Annotated in this window: 16 protein-coding genes and 1 tRNA gene; 16 read left to right on the top strand and 1 reads right to left on the bottom strand. The window is 65.7% G+C overall.

Annotated elements, in window-relative coordinates; translation table 11 throughout:
- Positions 1–645: 645 nt before the first annotated feature.
- The 11 genes from MEU52_RS19355 (at position 646) to MEU52_RS19305 (ending at position 11,249) form a co-directional block, all read left to right on the top strand.
- Positions 646–1,599, top strand: a complete 954-nt coding sequence (locus MEU52_RS19355) for a glycine reductase (RefSeq protein ID WP_238123014.1) — start codon at positions 646–648, stop codon at positions 1,597–1,599.
- 1 nt (position 1,600) lies between these two features.
- Complete coding sequence (locus MEU52_RS19350; RefSeq protein WP_238123015.1) at positions 1,601–2,794, top strand: CaiB/BaiF CoA transferase family protein; 1,194 nt, start codon at positions 1,601–1,603, stop codon at positions 2,792–2,794.
- A gap of 78 nt (positions 2,795–2,872) precedes the next feature.
- Positions 2,873–3,895 (top strand): ABC transporter substrate-binding protein, encoded by a 1,023-nt coding sequence (locus tag MEU52_RS19345; protein WP_238123016.1) that lies wholly within the window; start codon positions 2,873–2,875, stop codon positions 3,893–3,895.
- Between the two features lie 10 nt (positions 3,896–3,905).
- Positions 3,906–4,688: an ABC transporter ATP-binding protein gene (locus tag MEU52_RS19340; RefSeq protein WP_238123017.1), complete on the top strand. Its 783-nt coding sequence runs from the start codon at positions 3,906–3,908 to the stop codon at positions 4,686–4,688.
- Entirely contained in the window at positions 4,681–5,544 is an 864-nt protein-coding gene (locus MEU52_RS19335) for an ABC transporter permease (RefSeq protein ID WP_238123018.1), read from the top strand. The genes MEU52_RS19340 and MEU52_RS19335 overlap by 8 nt, the downstream gene beginning before the upstream one ends.
- A 134-nt stretch (positions 5,545–5,678) precedes the next feature.
- On the top strand, positions 5,679–6,485 hold the full coding sequence (locus MEU52_RS19330; protein WP_238123019.1) for an IclR family transcriptional regulator: 807 nt from the start codon (positions 5,679–5,681) through the stop codon (positions 6,483–6,485).
- Between the two features lie 60 nt (positions 6,486–6,545).
- Positions 6,546–7,733, top strand: coding sequence for a CaiB/BaiF CoA transferase family protein (locus tag MEU52_RS19325; protein ID WP_238123020.1), 1,188 nt, complete (start codon positions 6,546–6,548; stop codon positions 7,731–7,733).
- Complete coding sequence (locus MEU52_RS19320; RefSeq protein ID WP_238123021.1) at positions 7,730–8,359, top strand: cysteine dioxygenase; 630 nt, start codon at positions 7,730–7,732, stop codon at positions 8,357–8,359. The genes MEU52_RS19325 and MEU52_RS19320 overlap by 4 nt, the downstream gene beginning before the upstream one ends.
- A gap of 7 nt (positions 8,360–8,366) precedes the next feature.
- Positions 8,367–9,134 carry an enoyl-CoA hydratase/isomerase family protein gene (locus MEU52_RS19315; RefSeq protein WP_238123022.1) on the top strand — a complete coding sequence of 256 codons (768 nt, stop codon included), beginning with the start codon at positions 8,367–8,369 and terminating at the stop codon, positions 9,132–9,134.
- Positions 9,135–9,387: 253 nt separating this feature from the next.
- Positions 9,388–9,741 carry a hypothetical protein gene (locus MEU52_RS19310; RefSeq protein WP_238123023.1) on the top strand — a complete coding sequence of 118 codons (354 nt, stop codon included), beginning with the start codon at positions 9,388–9,390 and terminating at the stop codon, positions 9,739–9,741.
- Positions 9,738–11,249 (top strand): sodium:solute symporter family protein, encoded by a 1,512-nt coding sequence (locus MEU52_RS19305; protein ID WP_238123024.1) that lies wholly within the window; start codon positions 9,738–9,740, stop codon positions 11,247–11,249. Before MEU52_RS19310 ends, MEU52_RS19305 begins: the two co-directional genes overlap by 4 nt.
- A 33-nt stretch (positions 11,250–11,282) precedes the next feature.
- On the opposite strand, the gene MEU52_RS19300 is transcribed toward MEU52_RS19305, so the two are convergent.
- Entirely contained in the window at positions 11,283–12,236 is a 954-nt protein-coding gene (locus tag MEU52_RS19300; protein ID WP_238123026.1) for a LysR family transcriptional regulator, read from the bottom strand.
- A gap of 137 nt (positions 12,237–12,373) precedes the next feature.
- On the opposite strand from MEU52_RS19300, the gene MEU52_RS19295 reads away from it, so the two are divergent.
- From MEU52_RS19295 to MEU52_RS19275, 5 genes are all read left to right on the top strand, one after another.
- Positions 12,374–13,438 carry a carbon-nitrogen hydrolase family protein gene (locus MEU52_RS19295; protein ID WP_238123028.1) on the top strand — a complete coding sequence of 355 codons (1,065 nt, stop codon included), beginning with the start codon at positions 12,374–12,376 and terminating at the stop codon, positions 13,436–13,438.
- Between the two features lie 260 nt (positions 13,439–13,698).
- Positions 13,699–13,773 (top strand) — tRNA-Gly (locus MEU52_RS19290).
- 647 nt (positions 13,774–14,420) lie between these two features.
- Positions 14,421–15,428, top strand: a complete 1,008-nt coding sequence (locus MEU52_RS19285) for a nucleoid-associated protein (protein ID WP_170146978.1) — start codon at positions 14,421–14,423, stop codon at positions 15,426–15,428.
- Positions 15,421–16,617, top strand: a complete 1,197-nt coding sequence (locus MEU52_RS19280) for a hypothetical protein (protein WP_110372387.1) — start codon at positions 15,421–15,423, stop codon at positions 16,615–16,617. Before MEU52_RS19285 ends, MEU52_RS19280 begins: the two co-directional genes overlap by 8 nt.
- Before the next feature lie 267 nt (positions 16,618–16,884).
- Positions 16,885–17,667 (top strand): abortive infection family protein (locus MEU52_RS19275; RefSeq protein ID WP_238125024.1); only part of this gene is annotated, 783 nt, incomplete at its 3' end.

Here is a 17,667-nt window from a genome sequence, read left to right as displayed (position 1 = left end):
GCACCTCCATCAAGCCAGGATTCGTGCGCCCCGTCGCCCCCAACGGCAACCGCAGGTTCTGATGCCGGTGAAAAACGCGCCACAGGCGTCGGAGGCTGCCTCTCTCGACCGCAGCACAGCCCGGCTGATGCCGGATGGACGGTACGGCAGGCGGCAGATCCCCACTTGTCATTTGGCGTCGAATGCGCGCGCCGTTACCGGGACACCCGCCAGCCTGGAAACGTCAAAATATTACGTCTGTATTACTTACCATTGCGGCGCTTTACTGCACCGCAGCAGCAGCCACAGCGCATTGCCCGGCAATGAAAACATGAATGTGCAATGCAAAAAGCACAGGCGTGCGCCGTTACCGTGTTGACCACCCTTGTCATGGATAGTACATTTTAGAAACAACGTTCCGAAATATAGAACACAAAAAGCTGGACACCAGCCAAGCTCACCTGGAACGGGAGGAAAAATTGAAGCACGCAGCCTCTTTGCCGCGCCTGCGCGGCCACGGCCGTCGCCGCACGCCTCGATCCATCCCGGCGCCGCGCGACTGAGCGATCGCGCGTTGCCACGCTCCGTCATGCGGAGTGGATGAAAGACAAACCGGTGTCTAGCGGCACCGGATCGGTTTCCACTCATCGAGGATGAGGTAAAGGCATGTCATCCGACATCGAAAATACTTTGGGCTTTGCGCCGGCATTCGACAGCCCGGTGCCCTATATGCAGCGGACCCGCGACTGGTATCTCGCCCTGGGCTACGATAATCCCTACCTCTGGGCCCACTATATCGACACGCCGTTCCAGCCCCTGCGCAAGCCGCTGGCGGAAAGCCGCGTCACCCTGATCACCACCGCCGCGCCCTACCAGCCCGACAAGGGCCCCCAGGGCCCCGGCGCCCCCTACAATTCGGCAGCGAAGTTCTACCAGGTCTATTCCGGCGCCACCGATGCCGAGCACGACCTGCGCATCTCCCACGTGGGCATCGACCGCAAGCACACCAGCATGGAAGACGCGCGCAGCTGGTTTCCGCTGGCCGCCCTGCGCACGGCGGTGGCCAAGGGCCGCATCGGCGCGCTGACGGCCCGCTTCCATGGCGCCCCGACCAATCGCAGCCAGCAGCACACGCTGGAGGTGGATTGCCCGGAGATTCTCGCGCGCTGCCGGGAGGATGGCGCCGACGCCGCGCTGCTGGTGCCCAACTGCCCCATCTGCCACCAGACCCTGAGCCTCATCGCCCGCCACCTGGAAGCCGCCGGCATCGCCACGGTGGTGATGGGCTGCGCCAAGGACATCGTGGAGCATTGCGGCGTGCCGCGGCTGATGTTCTCCGACTTCCCGCTGGGCAACGGAGCCGGCCGGCCGCACGATCCGGACAGCCAGGCGCAGACCCTGGAGTTGGCCCTGCGCACGCTCGAATCCGCCCCCGGCCCGCGCACCACGGTGCAGTCGCCCCTGCGCTGGAGCGCGTCGCCCGACTGGAAGCTGGATTACTGCAACCTCGCCCGGCGCACCCCGGAAGAGATCGCCGCCCTGCGCGCCGAGGCCGACAAGGCCAAGGACGTCGCCCGCCAGATCCGCGAAACCACCCTCACCATCAAGGGAGCCGCCTGACATGACCCGTCCCTTTGAAGGTGTGCGCATCCTCGATTTCACGCGCTTCTTCGCCGGCCCCTTCGGCACCTATCAATTCGCCTTGCTGGGCGCCGACGTGATCAAGATCGAGCCCATCGAGGGCGAGGAGAACCGGCGCGCCCAGCTCAGCCAGGAATGGGCCGACCGCAACATGGCCCCCGCCTTCGTGGCGGTGAACGCCAACAAGCGCTGCATGACCCTCGACCTGCGCAAGCCCGAGGCCCGGGAGATCATCCTGCGCCTGGCCGCCGAGGCCGATGTGGTGTGGGAGAACTTCCGCCCCGGCGTCATGGATCGCTTCGGCCTCGGCTATGAGGAACTCAGCAAGATCAACCCGCAGCTGATCTATTGCGCGGTCTCCGGCTTCGGCCAGAGCGGCCCGGAGAGCGGCGCGCCGGCGTTCGACGGCAAGGTGCAGGCCATGTCCGGCATCATGTCCATCACCGGCAACCCCTCCGACGGGCCCATGCGGGCGGGCTTTGCGGTGTGCGATCTCATCGGCGGCATCACCGCCGCCTTTGCGGTGTCGAGCGCCCTTTATCAGCGCACCCATACCGGCAAGGGGCAGTTCGTCGACGTCGCCATGCTGGATTCCACCCTCAACGTGCTGGCTCAGCACGTGACCGAATACACCATGACCGGCTATGTCCAGCGCCAGTACGGCAACCTCTCCGTCACCCGCAAGGTGACCGCCGACCGCTTCCGCTGTGGCAACGGGCATATCGTGCTGGCGGTGCTGCTGGAGAAGCAGTTCGCCAACCTCATGCGGGCCCTCGGCCGGGAGGACGCCTTGGCCGATCCCCGCTTCAAGGACTGGCCCACGCGCACCCGCCATGCCGCCGAGCTGCGCGACATCATCGAGGACGCCATGCGCGACGGCGATCCCCAGGGCTGGGAACAGAGGCTCACGGCCGCCGACGTGCCGTGCGCCACCATCCACAGCCTGGACGACATCCTCAACCACCCCCAGGTGCACCATCGCGAGCAGTTGCAGACGGTGCCATCCGCCTACGGCCCGCTGACCCTGGTGGGCCCCGGCTTCCGCCTGGCCCATGGCAGTGGACGGGTGGAGCGCGCCCCCGGCCAGGTGGGCGAGCACACCGACGAGATCCTCGCCGAATACGGCTTCGCCCCCACCGACATCGCCCGCTGGCGCGAAGCGCGGGTGATCTGAGGCGGGGCGCCCCGGCGCCCCACCCATCCAGTCCAACCAAAAGATACGCCAATAAAAACGATTACCGGAGGAAACGAGATGCAGTTCCGCACCAAGATCTGCCGCCGAACGTTATTGTCCGCCATGGTGGCCGGCGTCACGCTCGCCACCGCTCCGGCCTTCGCGGAGGTCAAGCAGATCAATATCGCCAACCAATATTCCATGGCGCATCTGCCCCTCATGGTGATGAAGGACCAGGGCTTCGTGGAAAAGCGGCTGAAGGCGCAGGGGCTCGACGACACCACCGTCAACTGGCTCAACCTCGCCGGCTCGTCCGCCATGATGGACGGGCTGCTGTCCGGTGGCCTGCAGGTGGCCAGCACCGGCACCAGCGGCTTCGCCATTCTGTGGGATCGCACCCGCGGCCAGGTGAAGGCCATCGGCGCCCAGACCTACATGCCCACCATCCTGGTGACCCGCGATCCGGACGTGAAGAGCCCCAAGGACCTCACCGACAAGAACCGCATCGCGGTGCCGGCGGTGGGCACCTCGCCGCAGGCCATCTTCCTCAAGATGGCGGCGCTGGAACTCTACGGCAAAGACAAGGTCAACCATTTCGACAAGATGACCGTCACCATGGCGCATCCGGATGCCTATGCGGCCATGCTGTCCGGCGCCGGCGGCGTCGACACCCACTTCTCGCCCCCGCCTTTCCCCCAGTGGGAGATAGAGCGCGTGCCCGGCGCCCGCATCATCCTCAACAGCGACGACCTCACTGGCGGCCCGGCCACCACCACGGTGGTGATGGCCAACGAAAAGTTCCGCGCCGACAGCCCCAAGGCCTTCGCCGCCGTGTCCGCCGGCCTGCGCGACGCCATCGACTACATCAACGCCCACCCAAAGGAAGCGGCGGAGATCTACCTGCGCGCCCTCAAGAACACCAAGGATTCGGTGGAAGAGACCGCCGCCCTCATCACCGCCCCGGGCACCACCTTCACCTATGTTCCCAAGAATACGGTGAAGCTGTTCGACGCCATGTATGACGTCGGCGTGCTGAAGCGGAAGCCCAACGACTGGAAGGAGCTGTTCTTCCCCGAGCTCCACGACGTGAATGGCAATTGAGGAGGGGCGCATGAACACCCCTGCCCTCCTCGAGGTGAAAGACGTCACCCTTCAATACAAGACCCGCGACCACCTGGTGACCGCCACCTATCGGGTCAGCTTCGAGATCCACAAAAGCGACCGCTTCGTGCTGCTCGGGCCGTCCGGGTGCGGCAAGTCCACCCTGCTCAAGGCGGTGGGCGGCTACATGGCGCCGGTGGAGGGCGAGATCCGCCTCAACGGCACCGCCATCAACCGGCCCGGCCCCGACCGGATGATGGTGTTCCAGGAGTTCGACCAGTTGCTGCCCTGGAAGACGGTGAAGGAGAACGTCATGTTCGCCCTCACCTCGTCCGGACGGCTGGGGCGGGCCGAGGCCACTGAGCGGGCCATGGCCTATATCGAGAAGGTCCGCCTCACCAAGTTCGCCGACAGCTACCCCCATATGCTGTCCGGCGGCATGAAGCAGCGGGTGGCCATCGCCCGCGGCATGGCGATGGAGCCGGACATCCTGCTGATGGACGAGCCCTTCGCCGCGCTCGACGCGCTCACCCGCACCAAGATGCAGGACGAGTTGCTGCAGCTGTGGGAGGACACCCGCTTCACGGTGCTGTTCGTCACCCACTCGATCCCCGAGGCGATCAAGGTGGGGAACCGGATTCTCCTGCTGTCGCCCCATCCCGGGCGGGTGCGCGCCGAGATGGACAGCACCGGGGTGGACGAAATGGAGCCCGCCCTGGGCATCCCCATGTCCGAGCATATCCACTCCATGCTGATGTCCGAGGAGTTGGTCACGGAGGAAGAAAATGTCTGACGTCGCCCGCCTGTCGCGCACCGTGAGCGTGCCCCGCCCCAAGGACTTCACCGTCGTCGAGAAGCCGCTGACCCTCGGCGAGCGGCTGTGGTCGTCTGGCGCCTTCCGCAAGAGCCTGGTGCTGCTGGGCCTCGCCCTGCTGTGGCAGGGCTACGCGCAATGGCTCGACAACCCCCTGCTGTTCCCCACCTTCGTGGAAACGGTGCAGGCCCTGGTGCAGGGCATCATCGGCGGCGATCTCATCAGCGCCGTGTGGGTCTCCATGCAGCTGCTGCTGGTGGGCTACGCGGTGGGCCTGGTGCTGGCGGCGCTGCTGGCGGTGCTCGCCATCACCACACGGCTCGGCAACGACGTGCTGGAAACCATGACCGCCATGTTCAGCCCATTGCCGGCCATCGCGCTGCTGCCGCTGGCGCTCATCTGGTTCGGCCTCGGCGTCGGCTCCATCGTCTTCGTGCTGATCCACTCGGTGCTGTGGCCGGTGGCGCTCAACACCCACACCGGCTTCAGGGCGGTGTCCAACACCCTGCGCATGGTGGGGCGCAACTACGGCCTGCGGGGGCTGCCCTATGTGGCGCTGATCCTCATCCCCGCCGCCTTCCCCAGCATTCTCACCGGCCTCAAGATCGGCTGGGCATTCGCCTGGCGCACCCTGATCGCGGCCGAGCTGGTGTTCGGCGTCACCACCGGCGGCGGCGGGCTCGGCTGGTACATCTACCAGAACAAGAACACGCTGGAGATTCCCCAGGTCTTCGCCGGCCTGCTGGCGGTGATCCTGGTGGGCCTGCTGGTGGACAACCTCATCTTCCGCGTCATCGAGAACCGCACCGTGCGCCGGTGGGGCATGCAGCATTGACCCGACCACGACCGGAGGACGTAATGACGCCCTTCGGCACGCGCCGTGACGCCCGGCGCATCAGGCAGTGAACCCCGGCGGCGCGGCCCAGGCGGCGCCCGCGCCGCCGGGCCTCAGGAAAAGTGGGAGGCATCGTGAACAATACACTGGTGAAAGGCATGGCTCTTCTTGAGGTTCTCGCCCGCAGCGAGCGGGCTCTGGGCGTCTCTGAGCTCGCCGCGCGAGTGGAGATCGGCAAGAGCAATGCGCATCGCCTGCTGCAGGCGCTGACCGAGCTCGGCTATGTGCGCCGTGCCAGCGATGCCGGCACCTATCAGGCCTCGATCCGGCTGTGGGAGCTGGGCATGGCGCTGTTCGCGCAGATCGACCTGCGGGCCATGGCCGCCCCGGCCATGGAGCGCCTGCTGCTCGCCACCCGCGAAACCGTGCACCTCTCCACGCTCGACATGGACGACGTGGTCTATCTGGCCAAGCTGGACAGTCCCCAGCCGGTGCGCGCCTATAGCCAGGTGGGCGGCCGCGCGCCCGCCTATTGCGTGGCCACCGGCAAGGCCATGCTGTCGGCGCGCAGCGACATCCTGCTGCAGGACCTCGCCCAGCGCCTCGAAAGCCATTCCCCCCGCACCATCACCGATCCGCAGGACTTCCTGCGGGAGATCGCCCGCATCCGCACCCAGGGCTATGCCGAGAACCGGGGGGAGTGGCGGGAGAGCGTGTGCGGCGTCGCCGCCCCCATCCGCGATCCCGCCGGCCAGGTGGTGGCCGCCATCGGCGTGTCCGGCCCCTCGGACCGTGTGCGGCCCACCCATTTCAAGGCGCTGGGCCGCGAGGTGCTGCAGGCGGCCGCCGAGGTTGAGCAGGCGCTGGCCGAAGGCGGCACTGCGCCCCGTGCGACGCCGCTGCAGCCGAATCTCTCCGACGCCCCCTGCGCGGCCCGCTGAGCGCCCCTGATGAGTGGCTCCATTGCGTCACACGCCCCTTTCACACCACGAGGCAAACCCATGCGCGATATGTCCCCGTCTCGATCTTCCGGCCCGCTGGCGGGCATCCGGGTGGTCGAATTCTGCCAGGTCGCGGCCGGCCCCTTCTGCGGCATGCTGCTGGCCGACTACGGTGCGCAGGTGATCAAGATCGAGCCGCGCGAAGGGGATGGCCTGCGCGCCTGGCCGCCGATCCGCGGCGGCTTCTCGGAGAATTTCGCCTCCCTCAACCGGGGCAAGAAATCCATCGCCCTCGACCTGAAGTCCCTCGACGACCGGGAACTCGCCCGCGCCCTGGTGCTCGATGCCGACGTGCTGGTGGAAAACAACCGGCCGGGGGTGATGGAGCGGCTGGGGCTCGGCTGGAGCTGGGCGCGCAGCGCCAAGCCCTCGCTCGTCTATTGCTCCATCTCTGCCTATGGGCAGAGCGGCCCGCGGGCCCGCGAAGGCGGCTTCGATCTCACCATCCAGGCGGCGGCCGGAGTGATGAGCGTGACCGGAGAGCCGGACGGTGCGCCCTTGAAGTGCGGGGTTCCGGTCTCCGATTTCACCGCCGGCCTCTATGCCGCCTTCTCCATCAGCTCCATGCTGGCACGGGTGAAGGCGGGCGGCCCCGGCGGGCATATCGACGTGCCCATGTTCTCCACCACCCTGGCCATCGGCGCCCTGCAGACCAGCGAGTATTTCGGCACCGGCCGCAACCCGCGCAAGCTGGGCTCCGCCCACCCCCGCAACGCGCCCTACGAGGCCTTCCGCGCGCGGGACGGCTGGTTCGCCCTGGCCGCCGGCAACAACCGCCTGTGGCAGGCGGTGTGCGAGGTGGCCGGCACCCAGGAGCTGTTCGAGGATCCCCGCTTCGCCACCAACACCCTGCGCGCCAGCAACCAGGCGGAGCTCAAGGGCCTTCTGGAAACGAAGTTCGCAGAAGCCGATGCCGGCACGTGGCTGCGGCGGTTTGCGGAAGCCGGCGTTCCAAGCGCCCCCATCAACGATTTCGCGTCGGCCCTTTCCGACCCCCAGGCCGAGCATCTCGAGCTGGTGCAGGCGATGCAGATGCCCGGCGGCACGGCCACGCAGACCGTCACCTGCCCCATCTGGCTCGATGGCGCACCGGTGCCCGTGAACACCCGCTCGCCCGCGCTCAACGAACACGAAGAAGAACTGCGCACGGCCTTCGGCCGGCGCGAACCGGAGGAAATGACAGGATGAACGCCCAAACCCGTTCCGCAGCCGCCTCCATCACGCCCCTGCGGCAGTTCGTGGTGGAGATGACCCGCCTCGTGGAGGCCACCGACGACGAACAACGCCTGCTCGGCGAGGGGCGCCCGCTGCTCGCCCGCCTGGTTTCGCGCGACGACTGGCTGCCGGACGCCTTCGCCCAGCCGCATCCGGACTTCTACCAGCAGTATCTGCTGCATGCGGACCCGTTCGAGCGGTTCTGCGTGGTGAGCTTCGTGTGGGGGCCGGGGCAGAAGACCCCCATTCACGACCACACGGTGTGGGGGCTCGTGGGCATCCTGCGTGGCGCCGAACGCGCGGTGCGCTACGGCCGCGATGAACACGGGGCGCTGGTGGCTGAGGGCGAAGACATCCTGCCCACCGGGGCCGTGGAGGCCGTCTCCCCCGACATCGGCGACATCCACGCGGTGGAGAATGCGGTGGCGGACCGCCCCTCCATCTCCATTCATGTCTATGGCGGCAACATCGGCGCTATCCGTCGCAGCGTGTTCGATCCCCAGACCGGGGAGCGCCGCCCCTTCGTTTCCGGCTATTCCTCACCGGCGGTGCCCAATCTGTGGGATCGCTCGGCCGAGGTGCGCGCGGCCACATGCTGAGGTTCAGATGACCATCGCCCAGGATGACCCCTGCCGGCTGACGATCGGCGACGGCTTTGCCGTGCTGAGCCTCAACCGCCCCGCCCGCGGCAATGCGCTCGCCACCGACATGGTGGAGCGCGCGCTGGCCGCGCTCGATGCCGCTGTCGCCGATCCGCAGGTGCATTCGCTGGTGCTGTGCGGCGTCGGGCGCCACTTCTGCACCGGCTTCGATCTCTCCACCCTGGCGGAGGAGAGCGACGCCACGCTGCTGGCCCGGCTGGTGCGCATCGAGACCCTGCTGGATGCCCTGTGGCGGCTGCCACTGCGCACCATCGCCATCGGCCAGGGGCGGGTCACCGGTGCGGGTGCCGACCTGTTCGTGGCCTGCGACCACCGCCTGCTCGCCGCCGACGCCAGCCTGGCCTTTCCCGGCGCCCGTTTCGGCATCGTGCTCGGCACCCGGCGGCTCGCCGCGCGGATCGGCGGCGATCGCGCCCTCGGCGTGGTGTCCGGCGGGCGCACCCTGGCCGCCGGCGCGGCGCTCGCCGCCGGGCTGGCGTCCGCGCCCCTGCCGGAAGGGCTCGATCCGCTGCGCGACACGCCGTGGCTCACCCTGGGCCCCCCGGTGGTGGATCGCACCACCTTCGCCCATCTGCGCCAAGCCCTGGATGACCATGCCGGCGACGGGGACCTCGCCGCTTTGGTGCGCTCCGCCGCCCGCCCCGGGCTGAAGGCGCGCATCACCGCCTATCGCGCCAGCCTCACGGCCAACCGCCCCGCGCCGCAGGCCTGATCCCCCGCCACGTCCGGGCGCCCCTGTCCGCCAGGGGCGCCCGTTCTGCTGCAGTGGCATGCCCTTACCCCCAGACGCATAATTCTTGTGCACGCATCAGATCCATGCACATGGCTGTGCATGATTTCCTGATGCACGTGCTGCCAGCCTCTGGAAATCTGCACGCACGTGAAGGGAAACGATGCCCAACCAGCGGCGTAGCCGAGTTCAATGGCCGCCCCCTTCGCGCCCGCACTCAGAACCGGAGGGGTTCATGACCACTGAGCTCACCGGGGCCGGCGCCCCGACCAGACACAGGCCCAACGTCGCCTCACCTCACATGCCCCACCTCGGCATCATCCCGCGCAGCACGGCCGGGCGGCTGTTCCTGGGCTGGGCGGCGCTGAACATGCTGCTGGCGCTGATGCCGGTGTTCGGCGTGTTCGGCAACGGCAACCAGATCGTCGGCGGCATCCTGCCCCTGACGGTTCTGTATTCCTACGCCATCTTCACGCTGAACTGCGTCTTCGGCCTCGCCTATTTCTTCGCGCGCGGGCGCGCCTGGGCCAAAACCCATACCCATCACGAGCGCGCGGGCGCCAACGAGCAGGCCGGGGGCGCACGATGAACACCACCCTCACCATCGCCGGCATCGCCATCTACATGGTGGCCATGTTCCTCATCGGCTGGGCCGCCTACCGGCGCAACAAGGCCAATGACGCGGACGACTGGTTCGTCATGGGGCGCAGCGCCAACCTGTTCATGTTGGTGGGCACCCTGTTCGCCACATGGTTCAGCACCTTCGCCTTTCTCGGCGGGCCCGGCACCTTCTACCTCACCGGCGTGAACTGGCTGCTGTTCGGCTTCTTCAATTCCATGGGCCCGGTGCTGGTGATGATCTTCGGCCCGCGCATCTGGACCCTGGGCAAGCGCTTCGGCTTCATCACCCCGGCCGACCTGCTCGCCTCCTATTATGATGACAGCCGCCGGCTGCGCCTGCTCACCGGCCTCGTGTGCATCGCCGTGCTGTTTCCCTACGCGGCGATCCAGCTCTCCGGCATCTCGGTGGCGCTGAACTCCATCTCCCACGGACTCATCTCCTACGAGACCGGCATCATCGGCCTTGCCGTGTGCGTGGGCGTCTATGCCATCTTCGGCGGCAGCCGCGCGGTGGTGTGGACCGACGCGGTGCAGGGCATCATCTTCGCCGCTTTGCTGATCGGCGGCGCCATCGCCGTGGTGCACTGGTCCGGCGGCTGGCAGACGGGGTGGTCCAATGCGGTGGCGGCGGCGCCGGACAAGTTCATGTTCGGCGAGAACACCAAGCAGGGCACCTACATCACCCTGCTGATCCTGTGGACCTTCGGCTGGATCCTCACCCCCCACCTGTGGCAGCGCCTCTACATGGCGGAGAGCCCGCGGACCCTGCTGCTCGGCTCGGTGATCACCTCGTTCCTGGCCTTGTTCGTGGTGACCTTTTCCGGCGCCGTCATCGGCATGCTCGCCATCGGCATGAACGTGGCGCCCACCGGCTCCATCGTCTCCGACGCGCTGGTGCCGATGATCTTCGCCAAATACCTGCCGATCTTCGGCGTGGTGCTGGTGATCGCGGTGTTCGCGGCGGGCATGTCCACCCTCGACAGCCAGATCATCTCCGCCTCCTCGAACTTCACGCAGGACCTTTATGGCGCCATGCCGAAGCTCGATCAGAGCCGCAAGATGAAGGCCTCCCGCTATTTCGAGATCGCCTTCGTGGTGGCGGTGGTGCTGTTCTCGCTCTCCGAGGCGGGGCGCCAGTTGCTGATCCCGCTCGCCTCCATCGGCGTCGGCATGGCGCTGGTGTTCCTCATGCCGCTGATCGGCGCGCTGTTCTGGCCCCGGGCGAGCGAGCCGGCCGCCTTCTGGTCCATGCTGTGCGGCTGGGGCGTGATGATGGCGATGCAGTTCAAGCTGTTCGCTCTGCCCGGCTCCATCGGCCCGGCCCTGTGGGGGCTTATCGTCTCCGTGGTGCTGTTCTACGGCATTTCCTTCGCCACCGCCCCGGTGTCCCTGCGCAAGCGCCAGCAGTTCCAGGACGACATGCTGGATGTCTTCCCCGAGACCCGCGTCGCCCAGGGCAAGGAAGCCTCGCTCTGACCCCCGCGCCGCCGGGGTGGGCCGGAAACGGACCTACTCCGGCGGCAGGGCCCGCGCGCCCGGCCGCGTCACGGCCGGGCCATGGCCCAGAAGGTAGTCCCGATCCGCCCGCAGCAGCCGCGCGAGATAGCGCTCCACCGCCCGGATCCGCCCGGCCCCGCGAAGATCATTATGAACCGTCAGCCAGACTTCACGCCGGACATCGGTCACCCCATCGAGCACCCGCAGCAGCCGGGTCTCCTGCTCCACCGCGAAATAGGGCAGCAGCACCAGGCCCATGCCGCCCACGGCGCAGCCCATCTGGGCAATCATGGACGAGGACGTCACGGCGATGCGCGGCGCGTTGATCACGTCGTCGAGCCAGCGCACGGGGTCGATATGGATGAGGTCGCGGACATAATCGACGAACACGTGCTCCGACAGATCGGCGAGGCTGTGGGGCGTGCCGTGGCGCTCCAGATATTCCGGCGCCGCGAACAGCCCCAGGCCGAACTCCCCCACCTTCTTGGAGGTGACGCTCTTCGCATCGGCGCGGAAGAACGACAGGAACAGATCCGCCTCCCGGCGCGACACCTGCACATGCTGCGGCGAAGTGATGATCTCCAGGGTGATGCCCGGATAAAGCTCGGACAGCGCCAGCAGCCGGCGCGACAGGTAGAGCGAGGCGATGCCTTCCATCATCGCGATCCGCACCACCCCGCCGACTTCCGCATCGCGGCCGGCCAGATGCGTCTCCATGCCAATGATGCTGTGCTCCACCGCTTCCGCCCGCTCCAGCACCTCCTGGCCGAGGCGGGTGAGCGAGAGCCCGTTCGACTGACGCTCGAACAGGCTGGCACCGATGACATATTCCAGCTGGCTGACGCGCCGGCTGATGGTGGAATGATCCATGCCCAGCTGGCGGGCGGCTCGGGAGATGGCGCCCGACCGGGCGACGATCAGGAAGATGCGCAGGTCGTCCCAGTTCAGATTGTTCAATCCCGCCATCGCCGCGCCTCGCTCTTCTCCGTCGGTGGGCCCGATGCCCGACAGCGGATCGTCATGAGCCGGGCGCGAGTTGAGACAAGTCTTGCGCCCCGCGCAACCCGTTCAACCCGAGATTAAGGAACAGGAGGATCGCCCCCTTGCCCCAGCCCGCCCCCTGCCGCGTCGCGGCCGCCCATGCCGCTCCCGTCTTCCACGACCGCGCCGCCACCACCCGCAAAGCGGCCGCGCTCATCGCCACGGCGGCGGAGGGCGGCGCGAGCCTCGTGGCGTTTCCGGAAAGCTATATCCCCGGCTTTCCCATCTGGGCGGCGCTCTGGGCGCCCATTCACAATCACGACCTGTTCGAGCAGTTCGTCGAGGCCTCCATCTATGTGGATGGCCCGGAGATCGCCGAGCTGCGCGCCGCCGCCCGGCACCACCACATCAGCGTGTGGATCGGCTTTTCCGAGCGCAATCCGGCCAGCGTCGGCGGCATCTGGAACAGCGCGCTGCTGATCGGCAGCGATGGCGAAATCCTCATTCATCACCGCAAGCTGGTGCCCACCTTCTTCGAGAAGATGGTGTGGGCGCCGGGCGACGGCGCCGGCCTGGTGGTGGCGCAGACCCCCGCCGGGCGCGTCGGCGGGCTCATCTGTGGCGAGAACACCAACCCCCTCGCCCGCTTCACCCTGATGGCCCAGCGCGAGGAGGTGCACATTTCCTGCTGGCCGCCCATCTGGCCGACGCGCCCGCCATCGGACACCCGCAATTTCGACAATCTCGCCGCCAATCGCATCCGCGCCAGCGCCCATTGCTTCGAGGCGAAGGCTTTCGGCATCGTGTGCGCGGCGGTGCTCGATGAGGCCGGCAAGGCGATGCTGGTGGCCCGCGATCCTGCTGTCCGCGACATGCTGGAGCGCTCCCCCCAGGCCGAATCCTTCTTCCTGGATCCCACCGGCACCCCGGTGGGCGACAGCGCGCGCATGGAGGAAAAGGTGATCTTCGCCGATTTCGACCTTGCCGCCTGCGTGGAGCCCAAGCAGTTCCACGACCTCACCGGCTATTATAACCGCTTCGACGTGTTCGAGCTCTCCGTGGACCGACGCCGGCAGGTGCCGGTGCGCTTCCGCGCCGGTGAGGAGGCACGCCCGGAACGCCCCCGCATGCGCGTGGAGACCACGCCCCTGCGCTGGCGCACGGAGCAGACCGTCGGGTCTGAGTGACGGACGCGGCGACGAAGAAGTCGACCGCCGCGATTCGCGCCCCGCCGGCCATGGCCCCCATGGCCGGCGGGGCGGCAGGGACTGGCGCTCCGGAGATCGAAAATCCCCGTCATGCCGGCCTGCCGCGCCGGTCCCTGCACACGCCATCCACAGGCCGCAGCACGGGCGCCCGCCAAATTCGCCGCGGCCATTGCAATTTTCCACGGCACCTGCCATAGGAGCGCACCGCCGGCGACGAACCACGACGCCGTGCATTGGATGCGGGTGTAGCTCAGGGGTAGAGCACAACCTTGCCAAGGTTGGGGTCGAGGGTTCGAATCCCTTCGCCCGCTCCAAAACTTTCAAAATAATCAATAGCTTATAGCGAAGCCGCTGAGAGGCGGCTTTGTCGTTTTTGGCTTGGTGACCACTTGGTGACCACCGATGTCGGGAGTGGTCACCAGCTCTCCCCCTGTGGAAAACCGCAGGTGAATCTCGCTTTGGAGGATGCAGCTGATCTGGCGGACACTCTGACCTCGAGACGGGGTTGGACGGCGGTGGCTCATACCGAAGCGATGATCACTGAGCGCGCCAAGACCGCGGCGGAGGGCCTACGGGCTGCGTTCAAGTCAGACGGCGCAGTACGAACGCGACGGCGCCTCCGTTGGGTTGGATCGGATTGCTCGTTCCAGCGAAGGCGATTCTCCCGCAGATGCGGGACGCCGCACGACGTTCGGATCGACCTTCAAATGTTGCAATCGGACTGCAAATGTTCTTATTTTGTTCTCATTTACGGCTTAAGTCTCCTCCTTCTAAGGGCCGCTCAAGCGGAAAGTGAACCCTCTTTAAAATTGCTTTGTGCGCACGTCTTTCAATCCGTGGATGCAAGTGTAGAAATGCGATTGGCCAAGGCCTGGTCGACTCCAGATCCTTGAATACCCAATACGATAGCCCTAGGGACGGCGGTGGCCGGTGACCCCAGGGAGAAGCTGTGGAGAGTTTGGTGGCTGACGGGATCTTCCACGTCGCGGTACATGAGCTCGAGCGCGCCGACACCGGCTTTCGCGTGAAGTTCGGCCAGGAGCAGCTCGCGATCACTCCCACGATCGATCGGGTGACCGCCCAGCTATTCGATCTCTACAAACGCCGCGCCTCGAAATCTCACGGCAAGTTCTCGACCGCGGCGGATGTGGCTCCCACGCAGAAACATCTGGAAGATTATGTCGCGACGAAGGGGGCGGGCTTCCCCGATTTCATCTCGCGCCTGATGGAAACGCTCAGGGTTCATGCGTCCAGCCAGAATGCCGCTTCGGGCGGGTTTGTCTTCTTTGCGCATCTCGAGCGGGACGAGCGGCAGTTCCTCCTCGTTGCGGTCGTGTCCAACAAGCTCGGTGCGACCCTGACCAAGACCTACGACGTCAAAGACGCCGAACACCTCGACATCGAAGGATTCCGCTTCGCCGGACGCATCAGCCTGACCGGGTGGGCGGCCAAGGAAGACCGCTACATCAGCTTCCTGAAGGGAAAAGGAGAGGTCTCAGACTACTTCAAAACCTTCCTCGGATGCGACACCACAGTCCAAGATCGCCAGGATACGAACGACCTCGTCGAGGCTCTCAAGGCTTTCGCTGACGCTCAGAACATGAAGCCGCCAGAGCGCGAGGGATTCCTGTCCAAGGCCAAAGATTTCTGCGACCAGATCGCGCGCGAGAAGCAGCCGCTTGCATTCGAAACGCTATCAAATGCGGTTGTGCCCGACGATCCCGAACCACTGCTGTCGTTCCTCGTCGACCCGGACCGTGGCCTCAACGATGGCTTCGTGCCGCACAGATCGGCGCTTGGGTCTTTGGTAAAGCTCAAACGCGAAACTCCATACTGGAGCGTCGCCTTCGAGCGGAGCGCCATCCACCAGGGCAAGGTCGATTACGACCCGAAACAGAACGTCCTGATACTAAAGGATCTGCCCGAGGATTTCGCGGCCGAGCTACGGCACGAGATTCTGGATGTCTGAGCTCGGGTTTGATCGCCTGCTGGCGATCTACCGCGCAACGCGGTTTGACCCTCGCGGCGAAGATGGCTCGCTTGCGATCGCCACCGGCGAGGTCCTGACGGACCTTCGAGAGATTTATACACAGCCCGAGATTGGCAAGGCCGCCGGCATTGAGCCGCTTTCGGATCCTGCGAAACTGCGCATTGGCGACGAAGTGCGGATCCGTGTCGGTCCGCCGCGCCTGTCGATCGGACGAATCGTCCGATCGCTCGACGAGTTGCTAGAGAGTCGTCGGGCGCGGCTCAAGGAGCCTGACACATATTTCATCATAGAAGGCGCTTTGGATCATTCGACCACGCCAGTGCCGGACGAGATCACGCGCTACCGCACGGCACTCGAGATTGTCGCGCTCTTCGTTAAGGCTGCAGCCTATCTTGACGAGATCAGGGAAGAGCTCGTCTTCATCCATGAGGGGAAGTTCGTGACGCCAGTCGTCTACGACGTCGCTCTGCTGAAGCGCCTTTCCATGAGCGATGCGGACCGTCTCCTCGGCCATTTCGCGGACGACGTCCACATCGACCAGAAGCTTGCGATCCTGAGCGAGTCGATCTGTCGGCTGAGCGCGCCGCGCTCCGCCGCGAGCCGGTTCACCTACCTTCTGGACAATCTGGACGAGATGGAGAAGGAGGTGCGCAACGGCTACAAGCTGTTCGCCTCAAGCTTCTCATACGCAAAGATCCGCGGCGAAATTGAGGCCGCTCGCGTCGACTATGTCAGCAAGATCCATAAGACGCTGATCGACATCCAGGGGCAGCTGCTGGGAATTCCCGTGGCGACCGTCATTGTCGCGTCTCAGCTGAAGACCGCGAAGTCATGCGGCCTCGAGTTTTGGACGAACATCGCCATTCTAGGCGGTGCCTGGATATTCGTGGGGCTGCTTGCGATCGCGATCGTTAACCAGTGGGTCACTCTTGGGTCGATCAGCCAGGAGATTGACGGTCAGAGGAAACGCCTCGAGCAGGATTATGCGGCAATCGCAGCGCAATTCATGGATCTGTTCTCAAAGCTCGGTGGTCGGATTTGCTGGCATCGCGCGGCCCTGATCGGGATCGGCGTCGTGGCGATCGCCGGCGCGGCTTTCGCCACCTACGTCTTCCTCCGGATTACGCCGGTTGAGATCAGCACCTGCATCGCCGCTGCATGGCTGTAAGGGTGACGCAGATGCCGAAATGTCCCGGCACCTAGGCTCGCCTTTCTTATTCAGGAAGGTGAATAGTCTGTCGCCGCTTTGGGCGCGAACCCTCGACGTCCGCCGACTCGTCCATCAGCGATGTGCCGTGGCGCGCGCTGCCGATCAGCCGCACCAAGGCGGCCCATGCTATCGGGGCTTTCACCGGTTGCGGTGGCTGACCTAGTCTGATTCTTCGCGCATTCAGGCGCGATGCCGTGCAACTGCCAACTCGGTTTATGACCAACTATGACCAGTCGGACCATTTCCGAAGTTACCCGGCGCAACCTGTTTGACGAATTGCGCCTGCGCAACGCGCCCTGGTCGGGCAGGCTGGCCGAATCTGACTTTCTCGGCCGCATTTTCGATCTGAAGACGCTTCCCTCGGATGACCACCGCCAGCCACATATGGCCGGTGATATCTGGATGCATCGGGAACGCTTTCAGGACTGGACCAATGACTGGGTCTACGACGATGTGCGGCTTGACCTTCTACGGTGCCAGGATGAAATTCTCCTCACCTTTCTGTGCGAGATGTTGCACCCAATTGTCCAGTCCGATGCTCAGGTGGTCGGCGAGCTGCTGGGAATCTTCAATCGGCATCTTCATGTGGACGGGTTCGAACTCGTGCCGAACACCTACGTTTCCGGAAAGCCGATTTATGCGGCGCGACGGCGCCTAGGTGGTGTGGCGCAAGTGGCCGCCGCCCGGAAAGTTGCCGATGAATTGTCCTCGGAGCACATTTCGGTGCTCATCACCCGCATGGAGACAGCGGTCGAGGCCGATCCATCTTTGGCGATTGGTTCCGCCAAGGAATTCGTCGAGTCCATTTGTAAGGGCATTCTCACGGCGCGCGGAACGCCGCCGCGCGGTTCCGAAACACTGCCACAGTTGGTGAAGGCGACCCGTGAGGCGTTAAACCTATCAGTGTCCTCTCAAACGGGCGATACCCTCAGACAAACGCTGAGTGGGCTCTCCAGCATTACCCAAGGCGTCGCGGAACTTCGCGGTCAATTAGGATCGGGCCACGGA

The sequence above is a fragment of the Xanthobacter sp. NM-25 genome, from assembly GCF_022138605.1.
Taxonomy (GTDB): Bacteria; Pseudomonadota; Alphaproteobacteria; order Rhizobiales; family Xanthobacteraceae; genus Xanthobacter.
This window is presented reverse-complemented; position numbering and strand designations above follow the sequence as displayed.